Raw genomic sequence first — 14678 nt, 5'->3', positions numbered from 1 at the left:
TATTTCAACCGGGCGATCCGTGGCCACCGCGCGCATCACCTCCGTCGATGCCCTGCGGGGCTTCTCGCTGCTCGGCATCCTCGTGGTGAACATCGCCTTCCTGGCCTCCGGCTACCGGATGGCCGGGATGGCCGAGCCCGCGTTCGTCTCTCCGCTGGACTGGGCGGTCCGGTGGACCGTGACGCTGCTCATGGAGAACAAGTTCTACTTATTGTTCTCCTTCCTGTTCGGCTACAGCTTCACGCTGCAGGTCGACTCGGCCGTGCGGCGGGGCAAGGCGTTCGTGCCGATGTTCCTGCGCCGCCTGGCCGGGTTGTTCCTGCTCGGGCTGGCGCACGCCGTGCTGCTGTTCCCGGGTGACATCCTCACCACCTACGCCGCGGTCGGGCTGGCCCTGCTGCTGTTCCGCAAGATCTCGCCCAGGACCGCGGTCATGCTCGCGGTCGCCTTGACGTCCCTGCTGGCCCTGGGCTTCGTGCTGCTGGCCGTCCTGGCGATGGTGGGCCTGGACACGGCGGGGACGGTCTCGCACGGGGTGGCGGAGGCGGTGAACTCGGACGCGGCGCTGCGCGGTTCCGGCTTTCAGATCATCGGTGAGCACCTACGCAAGCTCTCCCTCATCGTCGTGCTGCGCGTGCTCTTCCAGGGGCCGGCCGTACTGGCCGCCTGCCTGATCGGGCTCGCGGTCGGCAAGCTCGGCGTGCTGCGCGACCTTACGGCGCACACGCCCACGCTCCGCAGGCTGCAGTGGGTCGGGTTCACCGTCGGGCTGGGCGGCGCGTTCGTCTACACGCTGTCGGCCTGGCACGGCAGCGTGAACAAGTTCCTCGGCGAGGCCGTGGACCTGGTCACGGCTCCCCTGCTCGCCGCCGCCTACGCGGCGACGTTCCTGCGACTGCTGCCGTATCTGCCCCGCATCGGGCGGGCGCTGGCGGCGCCGGGCCGGATGGCGCTGTCCAACTATCTCGGGCAGTCGCTCATCTGCTCACTGATCTTCACCGGGTACGGCCTGGCGCTCGTGGACCGCGTCAGCCCGCCGCTGGAGGTGCTGATCGCGATGGCCGTCTTCGTCGCCCAGGTCCTCCTCAGCCACTGGTGGCTGCGATCGCACCGGTACGGGCCGGTGGAATGGCTGCTCCGCGCCCTGACGTACTGGAGCCGGCCGGGGCGGGGCGCCCATCAGAGGTCAGGGCGCGCCTGAGGTCCCCGATAGGGCAGCGTGCGGCTGTAGACCAGGTTGGTGGTGGTGCTGCCGAACTGGGCGAGGTCGTCGACGACCTGTTCGAGGTGGGACATGGAGGTCGCGGCCACCTTCAGCAGGTAGCAGTCGTCGCCCGTCGTACGCAGGCATTCGAGGATCTCGGAACGCTCGCCGAGCAGCCGGTGCAGCGGCTCGTGCCGGTTGCCGGGGTATTTGAGCCGCACCACGGCGAGCACGGCGAACCCTACCTTCTCCAGATCCACCTCGGCTCGATAGCCGGTGATGACCCCGGCCGCCTCCAGCCGCTTCACCCGCTCGGTCGTCGCGGACGGGCTGAGATTGACCCGTCGCCCCAACTCGGTGAGCGCGATGCGCCCGTCTGTCTGGAGCTCGGCGATGATCGACCAGTCCGTCATGTCAAGGCTCTCGGCCATCCACCCAAAATACCGGCAATTCCCCGGCCAATCGTGACGTACACCGGGAAGACCCCCTTCCTGGAGCAACGACCGATTGGCTAGCCTTCACGGGTGCGGATAGGCGTGAATGTCCCGAACTTCGGACCAGGCACCAACCCCGACGTGCTGCGCGACTGGGCGCGGACGGTGGAGGGCCTCGGCTTCGACCTATTGATGATCTCCGACCATGTGGTGGTGACACCCGACGTCGCCAAGCAGTATCCGGCGCCGTTCTACGAGCCCTTCACCACGCTGGCCTGGCTGGCGGGCATCACCGACCGGATCAGGCTCGGGACCACGGTGCTCATCATGCCGTACCGGCAGCCGCAGCTCGTCGCCCGGATGGCCGCCAACCTCAACGACCTCAGCGGGGGGCGGCTGGTCCTCGGGGTGGGCGTGGGGTGGGCGCGGCAGGAGTTCGAGGCACTCGGCGTGCCGTTCCACCGGCGCGGGGCGCTGACCGACGAGTACCTCCACGCGCTGCGCGCCGCCTGGGCGGACGGCGAGGACTACCGAGGCGGGCCGGTGCCGATCTGGATCGGCGGCAACAGCGACGCCGGTCTGCGCCGGGCGGTGCGCCTCGGCGAGCCGTGGCACCCCCTCCGCAACACCCTGCCCTGGCTGCGCGAAGCCGTGGGCCGTCTCGAAGCCCTGGCCGGCGAGCACGGACGCCCGGTGCCCGCGCTGATGCCACGTATCGTCCTCCGGCTCACCACGACCCCGATCACCGATCCCGACCGGCTGGCCGGCGCGGGCACGATCGAGCAGATCGTGGACGACCTCGAACAGCTACGCCTCCTCGGCGCGGACACCGTCGTGCTCGACCCTTTCGGCGGCGACCCGCAGGAGACCTGTCACCCGGAGGTGGCCTGGCACGCCCTCGCGGCCGTAGCCGCCTCCTGGGACCTGCACGCGAACCACTCATAGAACGGAGCGATCATGACGCACGACGACGAGCAGTTCCTGCGCAGTGCCATCGGGCTGGCCGCCAAGGCGCGGGCGGGGGGCAACCCGCCGTTCGGGTCGCTCCTGGTGGGGGCGGACGGCGAGGTGCTCGCCGAGGACACGAACACCTCCATCAGCGACTCCGACATCACCGCGCACCCCGAGCTGAAGCTGGCCCGCTGGGCGGCCCGCGAGCTCACCCCCGAGGCCGCGGCCACCACCGTCATGTACACCAGCTGCCAGCCCTGCGGCATGTGCTCGGGCGCCATCGAGCGGTCGGGGCTCGGGCGGGTGGTGTTCGCGCTGTCCGGCGAGCAGCTCAGCGGGCTCAAGCCGCCCGCCGGGAACGCCGGGGCACAGCTCGACGGACCGGCACTGTACGACGAGGCACGGGTGCCGGTCGAGGGCTATTACGTCTAGTCCGACACCGGCTTTTCCCCAACAACCTCAGTAAAACCACGCAAACCGCGCTGTCGGCCGCCAGGATGATCGATGGAAACCTGTCGACGCATCAGGAAGGACCGACAGTGAGGTTACGGTTGTTCACCGCGGCACTGGCCGGTGCCGCACTCGTGTCCCAGCTCGCCGGGGTGGCGTCAGCCCAGTCGGCCGCTTCGGCCGAGCGGCTGGAGGCGGCGCCCAAGGCGATCGGCTGGGCGGAATGCGGCACCACGTACAAGGGTGAGTGCGCGACCATCAAGGTGCCGCTGGACTACGCGAAGCCCGGCGGCCCGACGATCGACCTGGCCATCGGCCGGTTGAAGGCGCTGGACCCGGCCAAGCGCCAGGGCGTGCTGTTCGTGCACCCGGGTGGTCCCGGTGGTTCCGGCCTCAACTCCTACATCATGGGCCGTGGCATCCCGGACGACAGCCCGCTGCGCCAGTACTTCGACATCGTCAGCGTGGACCCCCGCGGCGTCGGCAGCAGCACGCCCATCCTGTGCGGCGAGGACGTGGTCAACGAGACGCCGCCGACCTACCCGGCCAACGAGGCCGAGTACCAGAACTGGCTGGCCTTCAACGCCAAGCTGTCGAAGGACTGCCGCGAGCGCACCGGCCCGCTGTTCGACCACGTCGACACCACCAGCGTGGCGCGCGACGTGGACTCGATCCGGGCGGCGCTCGGCGAGCGCCAGATCAGCTTCTTCGCGATCTCGTACGGCACCCAGGTCGGCCAGCAGTACGCCGAGCTGTTCCCGAAGAACCTGCGCGCGATGGCCATCGACTCCAACATGGACCACAGCATCACCTCGGCCTACCAGTACATGAAGACCGCCACCGACGACCTCGAGGGCTCGTTCCTGGCGTTCGCGAAGTGGTGCGGCGAGACCGCCGCCTGCGCGCTGCACGGCCAGGACGTCCCCGCGCTCCTGGACGACCTGCTGGCCAAGGCCAGGGCGGGCACTCTGAAGGACCCGGAGACCGGCGACGTGCTGTCGGACGAGGCGGTCCGGATCGAGGTGTTCGAGCCGATGTACAAGCCGTCGGCGGGCTTCTTCCCGCTGGCTGAGCGGCTGAAGGCGCTGGCGGCCGGTCAGGTGGCCAAGAAGGCCGCCGACCAGCCGACGACCTCACCGTCCGCGTCCGCATCGGCCGAGTCGAAGACGACGGCCAGGGCCGCCGCCGCCGCAGCTTCGGCGTCGGCCGCCGAGGGCGTCAACTACGCCTACCCGGCCATCTGGTGCTCCGACTGGAAGTGGAACGTCAGGAGCTTCGCCGAGCTCGACGCCTACAAGCGTCGCCTCAAGGCCGTCGCCCCGCACACCGAGCTGTCCCCGTTCTGGAGCGACGTCCTGACCTGCCTCAACTGGCAGGGCAAGACGTCCAACCCGCAGCACCGCCTCAAGATCAGCGGCACTCCGCCGACCCTGGTCATCAAGGCGAAGGACGACGTGGCCACCCCCGCGGCCTGGAACTACGCCGCCGCCCGGCAGATCCCGCGCTCGGTCGTCCTGGAGTACGACGGCGTCGGCCACGGCCAGTTCCGCAACAGCACCTGTGCGCGCGACTACATCGAGAAGTACCTGATCAACCGCACGATGCCCGCGGCGGGAACGCACTGTCCCACCCAGTTCCCGACGGAACCGCCCGCGACGACCCTGTCCACGCAGGACTCCCCGCTGTCCATCACGGGCCGTCCGGTCCACTGACGTCGAGCCGACCGGTTGTGTGCCCCCTGACACATCGGGGACACACAACCGGCGGTTCTAGCCGATTCCCCTGGCGTAGCCGGGCGAGAACTCGACCGGCAGGGCCGACAGGGCGCGCAGCCGGAAGGACGGCCGCCAGACGAGATCGTCGGCGGGCACCGACAGCCTCAGGTCCGGGAGCCGGTCCAGGAGCACCTCGACGGCCGTGTAGGAGATGACCTCGGCGAGTTCCGGCGCCGGGTGCGGGCAGCCGTGCTCGCCGTGGCCGAAGGACATGTGCGCGTGGTTGCCGGCGGAGCCGCTGTAGGAGTCCGGCCGTACCTGCGGATCGGCGTTCGCGGCGGCGAGGCCGATGACCAGCGCGTCGCCGGCCCGGATGCGCTGCCCGCCGAGCTGGGTGTCATGAACCGCCCAGCGGCCCAGGCTGTTCTGGGCGGGCGACTCCTCCCACATGACCTCGTTCAGCGCCTGACTGGCACTACGGCGGCCGCCCGACAGGGTCACGGCGAACCGTTCGTCGGTCAGCATCAACCGCAGGGTGTTGGCGATCCAGTTGGCGGTCGGCTCCTGACCGCCGCTCATCAACACGACCAGGTCCTGGATGAGCTCTTCGTCGGTGAGTCCCGCGGGATGGGCCACCAGGCGTGAGGGCAGGTCCGGACCGGGGCGCTCGCGCTTGGCGTCGAGCAGCCGCTGCATCGTGGCCTGGACGCGCTGATGCGCCTCCACGACGCCCGGTCCGGTGTTCAGCAACTCGGTCACGTCCGCCACCAGGCGGGGCGTCTCGGCGTCCGGCAGGCCGAACAGCGTGGAGATGGACAGCAGCGGCATCGGCTGGGCGTACTGGGCTATCAGGTCGGCCCGGCCGTGGCCGGTGAACGCGTCGATCAGGCCGTCGGCGGCCCTCTCCGTGCGGGATCTCAGCTCGAACTGGTCGACGGAGGCGAGGGCGTCGCTGATGGCTCCGGCCCGCCGCTGATGCTCGGCGCCTTCGGTGAACAGAATGGACGGCTGGTAGCCGACGAACGCCATCAGCGGCCAGTCCGGCGGAATGCGATCCCAGGCGTTCCACCGGCGGGAGTCGCGGGCGAAGAGCTGCGGATTGCCGAGGACGTAGCGGAGCTCGCGGTAGCCGATCACCAGCCAGGCGAAGATGTCGCCTTCGAGCAGGACCGGGACGACCGGCCCGTACTCCTTCCTCATGTCCCGGTACAGCTGCGCCGGATCCTCCTGGAACCGGGGGCCGTACATCCTCACGGGCTCGGGGACATAGCTCATCGGGTAACCCCCTGGGCGGAGGACATCGCGTGGAGGTGGTTCACGAGGGCGATCAGCACGGCCTTGCTGGAGTCACGCTGGCGGGCGTCGCAGTCGATCAGCGGAACGTCGTCGGAGAGGTCCAGTGCCTCCCGGATCTTTTCCAGGGGATGCGTCGGCTCGTCGAAGTTGTTGCGCGCGACGATGAACGGCATTCCGTGGTGTTCGAGCCGGTCGATGGCGTACCAGGAGTCGGCCAGGCGGCGGACGTCCACCAGGACCACCGCCCCCAGCGTCCCCGAGAACAGCCGGTCCCACAGGAACCAGAACCGTTCCTGCCCCGGGGCCCCGAACAGGTACAGCACCATCTGCTCGTTCAGGCTGATGCGGCCGAAGTCGAAGGCCACCGTGGTCGTGGACTTGGTCTGTACGCCGCTCGCGTCGTCGATCCCCATGCCTGCCTGGGTCATCGTCTCTTCGGTGCTCAGCGGCCGGATCTCGCTGACCGAGCGGACCATGGTCGTCTTGCCCACGCCGAACCCGCCGACGACCACGATCTTGAGTCCGGTGGTCATCGTGTTCCGCAGCGGTGTGCGGACGGGTGGGTCAGAGGTTCTGAAGTCCAACTAGCACCTGCTCCAGGATGTGGGGATCGGGCAGTTGCGCCTTGGCGGGAGCCTTGGGCGGATGGCGGGCGGTGATGCGTCCGGTGTCGAGCAGGTCGCACAGCAGGATCCGTACGACGCTGATCGGCAGTTTCAGCTCCGAGGCGACCTCCACGACCGCCATCGGCTGGCGGCACATCTGGAGGATCTTGACGTGCTCGGACTGCATGCCCGGGGTCGGATCGCATTCGCTCACGATCAGGGTGACCATGTCCATGGCACTCTCGTCCGCGTGACTGCGCCCTCCGGTGACCGTGTACAGCCGGTCCGGGTCCTCGCTCGCCACTCGCCGATAGATCATAGGGCCCGGCTGCTCTGCTGAGGTTCGCGCGGCGGGGCGGTCAGGTATTCCCCGATCTGCTCGACCAGTTCGTTCATGTTGTGACCGATGATGCCGGGGTCGGCGTCATCGGTCGCCACGACGGCGAGGTGGGCGCCCTCTCCCGCTTCCACGATGAACAGCAGCCCGCCGTGGAACTCCGTCATGGACTGCCGCAGCCCGCCGGAACCGTCACCGAACTCCATGGACGCGCCGTGGGCGAGGCTCTGGATACCCGAGGCGATGGCGGCCAGTTGATCGGCCCGGTCCACCGAAAGCGCGTGGGTGTGGGAGAGCTTGAGGCCGTCCTTCGACAGCACCAGGGCGTGCCGGGTCTGCGGCGTCCTCTCCAAGAGGTTCTCCAGCAGCCAGGCGAGGTCGCGATCTGAGGTTCTCATCGAGATTCTGGGACGGTCATCCGGCATCGGTGCCGGAAGGACAGCCCTCCCTCCAATCTGTCGGTCGGTCACAGGGTGTCGTCCTCTGCGCTGACAGCAGGTGTGTCGGCAGGTGTTGCGCCGCCACCGGTCCCCCGGCTGGCCTGGCGGAAAGCGCTGAATCTCGCTCCGGCGTCGGAGACGGACGGCCTGGGCCTCGTCCTCGCCGGAGGCGAGGGTTCGGCCGCGGGCGTCGTGGACGTCGCCGCCGCGAGCGTCTGGCCGCGCCGGCGCCTGGGCAGATCGCCATCAGCGACGGACCCGGCGGACGCCGGGGCGACCGCGACCGCGGAGGCGGAGGTGGAAGTGGAGGCGGAGGTGGGACGGCGGGCGGCCGGAACGCTCGGCGGACGCGGCGGGTCCGGCGCGGGGGGCGGCGGCGGCTGTGTGACCAGTTTCTGCGGGATCATGACCACCACTCCGGTGCCCCCACGTGAGGACGGCCTGAAGGAGACGGTCAGGTCGTGCTTGCGGGCCAGGCAGCCCACCACGGCCAGGCCCAGGCGCGTACCGGACAGCGTCGTCAGGTCCAGCGGCTCGGACGAGACGGCCTGCCGGGCGCGGCTCAGCGCGGCGGCGCTCATGACGAGACCGCAGTCCTCGATGGTGATCACGACGCCGGTGCTCAGCTCTTCCACGTACACGTGCACCTCCTCGGAAGGAGGCGAGAAGCTGGTGGCGTTGTCCATCAGCTCCGCGAGGGCGTGCATGACGCCTTCGGCGGCGTGCCCGGCGATCGCGACGGTGCTGGCCGAGTGCACCCGGACCCGCTGGTAGGCGCTGATCCGGCCCACCGCGCCGCGCATGATGCTCTCCATCACGATCGGCTTGGTCCAGCGCCGGCCGGAGCGCGCGCCGGTCAGCACGGCGATGCTGTCGGCCAACCGGCCCGCCTGCGCGGTGCTGTGGTCCAGCCTCAGCAGATCGCCGAGGACCTTCTCCTCATGCCGGTCCTCCATCTCCCGCAGATCGGCCAGCATGCTGGTCGCCAGCGCCTGAACCCGGCCCGCGGCGTTCGCACAGGCCGACATGGCGGCCGCGCGCATGCGGTCGCCTCTGCCGACCTCCTGCGCCAGGGTCCACAGGATGCGCTGCTGGGCCAGGTCGGCGGGCCTGTGCACCTCGGCGAGCGCGGTGTCGACCGACGCCCCGTCACGCAGTCTCCGCACCAGCGCGGGCAGCGTCTGGTCGGCGAGCTGGGCGATGTCGGCGTCCATCATCTGGAGACGGTCGCGGAGCTGCTGTGTCTGCTGCCGGCCGTACAGGCCGAACGTGATCGCGGCGCACACCACGACGGCGGCTGTGCCCAGGCACCAGGCCATGAGGGTGCGCCCCTCGACCGGCGCCGCGGCCACCGCCCACACGCACGCGGAGCCGGCGACGATCGCGACGGCCAGCGGCACGAGCAGAGCCCGACGGTGAACAGGTATGTGAGCTGGCATCAAGCGGTTCCTCGTCGGAGGTCGGAAACGTTGAACCTGAAAGATCTTCGTCGGAGTGTAGTGGAATCTTCGCTTTGTGTGGGCGGTTGGTCACCAATTGCTGCCGTTCTTGCAGGTAGGTCCACTAGCAATTGCCGGCGGCGTGCACCCCGAGGTGATGACGCCGGATCCGGATCCGGTCCGAGCGTCGCACCGGTTCCAGCTCGATCCGGCGCACCCCCTCCGGCACATGCCGCAGGTCGTGCGTGATGAGCAGCGTGGTCCGCCCCTCCATCAGGCGGCGCAGCGGCTCCATCACCCGCTCGGCGGTCTCCACGTCCAAGCCGGTCATCGGCTCGTCCAGCACCAGCACGGGCGCGTCGCGCAGGATCGCGCGGGCGATGGCGAGGCGCTGGCGCTGGCCGCCTGACATGAGGCGGCCTCGCTGGCCGATCGGTGTGTCGTACTTCTGCGGCCATGACTGGATGAAGTCGTGCACGTCGGCCAGTTTGGCGGCCCGCACCACGGCGGCGTCGTCGGCGTCCGGCGAGCCGTAGGTGATGTTGTCGCGGACGGTGCCGGAGAACAGGAGGTTCTCCTGGTGCAGGAGCGTGATGCTGTCACGCAGGGATGAACGGGTCAGGTCGCGCAGGTCCACGCCGTCCAGCATGATGCTGCCGGTGTTCGGGTCGTAGAAGCGCAGGAGCAGCTTGGCCAGCGTGGACTTGCCGGCGCCGCTGGGTCCGGTGCAGACGACGAGCTCCCCCGGTTCGATCACGAACGACAGCTCCCGCAGGGTCGCCCTGATCCGCTTGGGATAGGTGAAGCCGACTCGCGAGAACTCGATCCGGCCCCGGCTGCGTCCCCGCACCGGTCCGGCGGTGGGGCGGTCGACGACGGCCGGGCGTACGGACAGGACCTCCAGGACGCGGTCCGAACCGGCGGCGGCCTGCGAGACGGTGAGGGCGAGTTCGCCCAGGCTCTGTACGGCGGGGTACAGATACGCGAGGTAGGCGGCGAAGGCGAGCAGGCCACCCAGAGTGAGGCGGCCTTCGGTGATCTCCCAGGCGCCGAAGCCCAGGATGACGATCAGGCAGATGGTCTCCAGGACCTGTACGGACGGGCCGTAGAGGCCGGAGAGCCAGGCTTGGGACAGGTTCGCGCGGAGCCAGGTGCGGCCTTCGCGGTGCAGGTGCCTGGCCTCGGTCTGCTGCTGGTTGTAGGCCTGGACGAGCGACTGGTTGGACAGACTCTCCTCGATGACGCTGTTCATGACGCCGTTGCTGGTGCGCTCACGGGCGGCCGCGTTCCTGAACCGGGACGCGAAGAGCTTGGAGACCACCAGGAACGCGGGAACGAGCGCGAACGTGACCAGCGCCAGGTCCCATCTGATGAAGAACGCCGCGCCGGCGAAGAAGATCACGCTCGCCACCGTGGTGAACACCTTGACCAGGCCCGAGCCGACCATTTCCTCTATGGACTCGATGTCGTCGGTGAGTCTGGCCATCAGGTCGCCGAGGCGACGGTTCTCGAAGAAATCGGGTGTGAGGGTCTGCACGTGGCCGAAGACGCGGTCGCGGAGCTTGAGGAGAAAGCGCTCCGCGCCCGCGGCGGTGACGTACGCGCCGGCGAAGGAGACGAGACCGGCCAGCATGGCCAGGCCGAGCCAGGCGGCCGCGGGAGCCCAGAAGGCGCCCAGATCCCGTTCGCTGAGGACCCGGTCGGTGATGTAACCGAACAGGCCGATGGCGGCGACCTCACAAAGAGCGGCCAGGATCGAGAACACGATCCCGGCCACGAACAGCCGCCTGACGCCGCGTGTGTCCGGCCAGAAGGCCCGGAAGGTGTTCCGGATGGACACCGTCGGCGCCAGGGGCTGAGCGGTGAGTGAGAGCCGCTGGGAGACCCGGCGGCTCTCAGGTGGCACCTCTGCTACCACCACCACCGCCTGCGCCAGCCGCCGCCCCAGCCGCCGCAGCCGCCGCCACATCCACCCCAGCGACGACGACGGCAACCGCCGCCGCGACCCCAGCCCCACCAGTCAGTGCGGTGAGCCGGGAAGAGCTTACCGAGAACCATGATTCCCCCCTGTGCACTAGCACCATTTCTGCTTTCAAAATAGGACGCTAGCACTCAAAAGGTGAGAAAACAGGGGTTGGAGGGATATTTGGGGGCAATTTGACGATCATCGCGGGAAAGGAATGTGGGCAGGCCAGAGGTAAATTGACGATAAAGCGCATACATCGAGCGGCATACCCGACCTCCGCCGGGGCCTGGGCAAACCCAAGCAGGCGCATCGATGATCACAGAAGTGACAATTCACCTCGACGTCTTTCCGAACGGCGCAAGTCGCCTTCGGCAATGGAATTACGGGCGATGGTAAATATTGTTTCGAAGAATGGCGAGGCGAGCGGCTCCGGCAGGCGTCCGGACACGCGAACAGGCCCCCGACCGGTATCCGATCGGGGGCCTGAGGCAGTCCTGGAGACCCCGTCAGGCCCCGCGGCCCGCCCACTGGATCTCGTACGGCTTCAAGGTCACCCGCTTGCCGTCCACGGTGGCGGTGACGCTCGTGTCGGCCGTGTTCACCATGACGATCTGCCGTTCCTGCCCCAGCGCCTTGACCCGCTGATCGGAGGTGGTCACTTGCTCCAGTTTCACCCCGGCGGGGAACCACTTGGCGAACCCGCTCAGCAGCCCCGCCATAGGCATTTCCTGCCCCGACTCGGACGACCAGAGGCAGCCGGGGCACTGCGCCCCGCCCTTCTGCTCCGGGTTCCAGTAGAGGGCCGACGTCACGCCGCTCCTGGCGAACTCCATCAGCGTCGTGGCCTGCACGGCCACGCGCTTGTCCTCGCTCCAGCCGGAGTTGACCGGCTCGACGTACCACTCCGCCCACCACACCGGCATGTCGTTGCTCTTCTTCTTGAGCCAGGTGGTGACCGCGCCGAACTTGGCCTGGGCGGCGAAGTCGTCAGGGACGTTGGCCTTGTCGTTGGTCATCGAGGCACCGTCGACGACGATGAAGTCCGCGCCCTTCTTGTGCTCGATCCAGTACTCGATCGCGTCCAGCGCGCGCTGGTCGACCGTGCCCCACGGGCCGCTGAGCTCCGAGGGAGCCTGGCCGGAGTTGGTCTCGACCGGGATGTACGGGCCACCGACCTGGATGTCGCCGTTGACCTTCTTCAGCGCCGTATAGACCTTGTTGTAAAGCTCCGTGTAGCCCTCGGCGTCCCAGCGGTTCGTGGAGGCGTTCCAGAAGCCCTTGAACTCGTTCCACACCATGAAGTACTTGACCGTCGGATACTGCTTGGCGATCCTGACCGCGAGCTTGGCGTAGTCGTCGAAGTGCTCGGGTTTGGGGGCGACCGTGTGGTTCTTGGACCAGTCCGTACGGCCGGCCTGCCCGCCCTTCATCCAGTCGGGCGCGCAGCACAGCGTGATGACCGGGACGGCCCGCGAGGAGGCCATGAGCTTCAGCCGCCGGTCGAGATCTCGCAGGTTGAACTGTCCGGGGCTCGGCTCCGGATTGCCCACGCCCCAGCCCATGATGTGCTGGTTCTGCAGCATGGGGACCCGGCCGAGGATGCCTTTGGCCTGCTCGGTGATCTCGCGGGGCACGTTGTCGGCGCTGTACTGGGTGTGGGTGACGCCCCAGCGCGGCCAGTCCTCCAGGGTGGGCGGCTGCTGCAGCGTCGGCGGCGGCTCGCTCGGCTGGACCTGGGCGACCTCGCCGCCTTTGTACTCGTCGCGAGGGCCGCTCCGCGTGCCCGCGTACACCATGATCCCCGCCACGAGTGCGACCGCGAGGATTCCTACGCCTAACGCGATCGGCCATGGCGGCCTTCGACGTGCGTGTTTGCCATCGGTGGGAATCACGGAGCCTCCACCCTCGCGCGTGGACAAGGGCCGGGACACCTCTCCCAGCCCTTCTCACGGTATATATCAGTACTTGCAAGGGACTTGCGGTCGATCAAGACGCTGGCGGGCGCTGACCTCCAGCCGGGCCGGGAACGCCCGCATAACGGTACGCTACCGGCTGCCTGCCCGGTTGCACGATGAGCAGCGTGCCGGGCTCGTCGGCGTAGAAGGCGCTTTCGACGGCCGCGGCGACGTCGGCGGCGCTCAGCAACGGGAACCCGGCGTTGACGAACATCTCCCGTGCCCCCGCCACCAGCGGCGTGTCCGTGAACCCCGGGCAGACGGCGCCGATCCTGATCCCCTCCTTGGCCAGCGGCCCGGCCAGCGCCCTGACGAGCCCGACCACGGCGTGCTTGGTCATCGTGTAGATCGGGTCGCCGCCGAAGCCGACGAGCCCGGCCAGCGACGAGGTGACCACGATCGCGCCGCCACCCGAGCGCCTGAGCAGCGGCAGGCAGGCGGCGACGCCGAAGACCACGCCGTCCACGTTCACCCCGACGACCCGGCGGTATCGCTCGACGTCGAACGCCGCCACGTCCACCCCGCCCGAGATCCCCGCGTTGAGGTGCACCAGGTCGAGCCGGCCGTAGGTGTCCTCGGCGAGCGCGACGGCCGCCCGCGAGGCCTCCTCGGTGCTGACGTCGCCCGCCAGCCACACGCCGCCGACCTCCTTGGCCAGGCGCTCGGCGCCTTCGCCGTCGAGGTCGAGGATGACGCACTTGGCCCCGCCCGCCGACAGCCGCCGCGCCACCGCGGCCCCGATGCCGCTCGCCGCTCCGGTGATCAGTGCCACAGTGCTCATTTACGACTCCTATGGCTGGTCCAGCAGGCGGTGCGCGCGGGCGATGAGGGTGGGTACGGCGGAACCGATGTTCTCGAAGCCGTCACCCACGGTCTTACCCTGCCGGAAACGGGCGTGGATACCTTCCACTATGACCGCGAGCTTGAAGTTCCCGAACGCCACGTAGAACGGAAGGTCGGAGATGTCACGGCCGGAGACCTTCGTGTAGTGGGTGGCGAACTCGGCGGCGTTCAGGAACCCGGGGGCGAGCGTCACGTCGCCGGCCACCGGGATCCCGGCCCGCTCCTCGTCGCCGGGGTCCTGCCAGTAGGTGAGCGTGAGCCCCAGGTCGGCCAGCGGGTCGCCGAGGGTGGACATCTCCCAGTCGACCACGGCCAGGATCTCGGACGGACCGGGCGCCAGCCGTACGAGCGTGTTGTCGAGCCGGTAGTCACCGTGCACGAGCGTGCTGGCGGAACTGGCCGGCATGCGCTCGCCCAGCCGCGTGACCAGGCGGTCGTACTCCGGCAGGTCGGCGGTCTTCGACCGGTCCCACTGCTGGCACCACCGGGCGAGCTGCCTGGCCAGGTAGCCGTCCGGGCGGCCGAAGTCGCCGAGCCCGACCTCCCGGTAGTCGACGGCGTGGATGGCGGCCAGCACCTCGGCGAGCCGTTCGGCCAGCCGGCGCGTCTCGGCCGGCGAGGGGTCGCCGAGTTGCTCGCGGTTCCTGACGGCCAGGCCGTCCACGTGGCCCATCAGGTAGAACGGCGCTCCGATGACCTCCTCGTCGGCGCAGAACGCGACCGGCTCCGGCACCGGAACCGGCGTCCGGGCGAGCGCGGAGATGACCCGCCACTCGCGCCGCATGTCGTGCGCGGTGGGCAGCACGTGGCCGAGCGGCGGACGACGCAGCACCACGCGGCGCTCACGGGCCTCGATGAGGTACGTCAGGTTCGACTTGCCGCCGGATATCAGCGAGACGGACAGGGGCTCGCCCGCGTCGGGCACGTTGTCGCCCATCCAGCCGGTCAGCCGAGGCCAGTCAATCCCAGGTACGGTCATGGACACACATTAGAACGCCACTCGGTCCTGAAGGCTAGCTGAGAGTTATGTAACGTTCCGGAGC

At 69.1% G+C, this 14678-nt stretch carries 14 protein-coding genes; 4 read left to right on the top strand and 10 right to left on the bottom strand.

Features of this window, described 5'->3' with window-relative positions; all coding sequences use genetic code 11:
- Window positions 1–19: 19 nt before the first annotated feature.
- Complete coding sequence (locus ACGFNP_RS42535) at window positions 20–1201, top strand: DUF418 domain-containing protein (RefSeq protein ID WP_393328541.1); 1182 nt, start codon at window positions 20–22, stop codon at window positions 1199–1201.
- Here ACGFNP_RS42535 and ACGFNP_RS42530 read toward each other — a convergent pair.
- On the bottom strand, window positions 1180–1635 hold the full coding sequence (locus tag ACGFNP_RS42530; protein ID WP_358322468.1) for an Lrp/AsnC family transcriptional regulator: 456 nt from the start codon (window positions 1633–1635) through the stop codon (window positions 1180–1182). The genes ACGFNP_RS42535 and ACGFNP_RS42530 overlap by 22 nt on opposite strands.
- 93 nt (window positions 1636–1728) lie before the next feature.
- On the opposite strand from ACGFNP_RS42530, the gene ACGFNP_RS42525 reads away from it, so the two are divergent.
- From ACGFNP_RS42525 to ACGFNP_RS42515, 3 genes are all read left to right on the top strand, one after another.
- Window positions 1729–2583, top strand: coding sequence for an LLM class flavin-dependent oxidoreductase (locus ACGFNP_RS42525; protein ID WP_358322470.1), 855 nt, complete (start codon window positions 1729–1731; stop codon window positions 2581–2583).
- Window positions 2584–2595: 12 nt separating this feature from the next.
- The gene (locus ACGFNP_RS42520) at window positions 2596–3021 is read left to right on the top strand and encodes a nucleoside deaminase (RefSeq protein ID WP_393328538.1); all 426 of its coding nucleotides are present in this window, start codon (window positions 2596–2598) and stop codon (window positions 3019–3021) included.
- Between the two features lie 107 nt (window positions 3022–3128).
- On the top strand, window positions 3129–4751 hold the full coding sequence (locus ACGFNP_RS42515) for an alpha/beta hydrolase (RefSeq protein WP_393328535.1): 1623 nt from the start codon (window positions 3129–3131) through the stop codon (window positions 4749–4751).
- Between the two features lie 57 nt (window positions 4752–4808).
- On the opposite strand, the gene ACGFNP_RS42510 is transcribed toward ACGFNP_RS42515, so the two are convergent.
- From ACGFNP_RS42510 to ACGFNP_RS42470, 9 genes are all read right to left on the bottom strand, one after another.
- Window positions 4809–6029 carry a cytochrome P450 gene (locus tag ACGFNP_RS42510; protein WP_358322478.1) on the bottom strand — a complete coding sequence of 407 codons (1221 nt, stop codon included), beginning with the start codon at window positions 6027–6029 and terminating at the stop codon, window positions 4809–4811.
- The gene (locus tag ACGFNP_RS42505; protein ID WP_358322481.1) at window positions 6026–6583 is read right to left on the bottom strand and encodes an ATP/GTP-binding protein; all 558 of its coding nucleotides are present in this window, start codon (window positions 6581–6583) and stop codon (window positions 6026–6028) included. Before ACGFNP_RS42505 ends, ACGFNP_RS42510 begins: the two co-directional genes overlap by 4 nt.
- A 31-nt stretch (window positions 6584–6614) precedes the next feature.
- A complete protein-coding gene (locus tag ACGFNP_RS42500) occupies window positions 6615–6974 on the bottom strand; it encodes a DUF742 domain-containing protein (RefSeq protein ID WP_358322484.1) in 360 nt (119 codons plus the stop codon).
- The gene (locus ACGFNP_RS42495; protein ID WP_214637186.1) at window positions 6971–7390 is read right to left on the bottom strand and encodes a roadblock/LC7 domain-containing protein; all 420 of its coding nucleotides are present in this window, start codon (window positions 7388–7390) and stop codon (window positions 6971–6973) included. Before ACGFNP_RS42495 ends, ACGFNP_RS42500 begins: the two co-directional genes overlap by 4 nt.
- Window positions 7391–7458: 68 nt before the next feature.
- Entirely contained in the window at window positions 7459–8871 is a 1413-nt protein-coding gene (locus ACGFNP_RS42490; RefSeq protein ID WP_393328530.1) for a sensor histidine kinase, read from the bottom strand.
- Window positions 8872–8995: 124 nt separating this feature from the next.
- Complete coding sequence (locus ACGFNP_RS42485; RefSeq protein WP_393328527.1) at window positions 8996–10888, bottom strand: ABC transporter ATP-binding protein; 1893 nt, start codon at window positions 10886–10888, stop codon at window positions 8996–8998.
- A gap of 455 nt (window positions 10889–11343) precedes the next feature.
- A complete protein-coding gene (locus tag ACGFNP_RS42480; protein WP_393328525.1) occupies window positions 11344–12645 on the bottom strand; it encodes a xylan 1,4-beta-xylosidase in 1302 nt (433 codons plus the stop codon).
- A gap of 178 nt (window positions 12646–12823) precedes the next feature.
- Entirely contained in the window at window positions 12824–13573 is a 750-nt protein-coding gene (locus ACGFNP_RS42475) for an SDR family NAD(P)-dependent oxidoreductase (RefSeq protein ID WP_358322495.1), read from the bottom strand.
- 9 nt (window positions 13574–13582) lie between these two features.
- The gene (locus ACGFNP_RS42470; RefSeq protein WP_358322497.1) at window positions 13583–14614 is read right to left on the bottom strand and encodes a phosphotransferase family protein; all 1032 of its coding nucleotides are present in this window, start codon (window positions 14612–14614) and stop codon (window positions 13583–13585) included.
- Between the last annotated feature and the right edge of the window lie 64 nt (window positions 14615–14678).

It is taken from the genome of Nonomuraea sp. NPDC049269 (genome assembly GCF_043197155.1).
In the GTDB taxonomy this organism is placed as follows: domain Bacteria; phylum Actinomycetota; class Actinomycetes; order Streptosporangiales; family Streptosporangiaceae; genus Nonomuraea.
The sequence above is the reverse complement of the archived record's forward strand: the minus strand, read 5'-3'. Positions and strand labels throughout refer to the sequence as shown.

Coding starts and splice junctions, on each gene's coding strand:
- ACGFNP_RS42530 (WP_358322468.1), bottom strand. CDS start 1,635: ATGGCCGAGAGCCTTGACATGACGGACTGGTCGATCATCGCCGAGCTC.
- ACGFNP_RS42520 (WP_393328538.1), top strand. CDS start 2,596: ATGACGCACGACGACGAGCAGTTCCTGCGCAGTGCCATCGGGCTGGCC.
- ACGFNP_RS42510 (WP_358322478.1), bottom strand. CDS start 6,029: ATGAGCTATGTCCCCGAGCCCGTGAGGATGTACGGCCCCCGGTTCCAG.
- ACGFNP_RS42505 (WP_358322481.1), bottom strand. CDS start 6,583: ATGACCACCGGACTCAAGATCGTGGTCGTCGGCGGGTTCGGCGTGGGC.
- ACGFNP_RS42500 (WP_358322484.1), bottom strand. CDS start 6,974: ATGATCTATCGGCGAGTGGCGAGCGAGGACCCGGACCGGCTGTACACG.
- ACGFNP_RS42495 (WP_214637186.1), bottom strand. CDS start 7,390: ATGAGAACCTCAGATCGCGACCTCGCCTGGCTGCTGGAGAACCTCTTG.
- ACGFNP_RS42490 (WP_393328530.1), bottom strand. CDS start 8,871: ATGCCAGCTCACATACCTGTTCACCGTCGGGCTCTGCTCGTGCCGCTG.
- ACGFNP_RS42475 (WP_358322495.1), bottom strand. CDS start 13,573: ATGAGCACTGTGGCACTGATCACCGGAGCGGCGAGCGGCATCGGGGCC.
- ACGFNP_RS42470 (WP_358322497.1), bottom strand. CDS start 14,614: ATGACCGTACCTGGGATTGACTGGCCTCGGCTGACCGGCTGGATGGGC.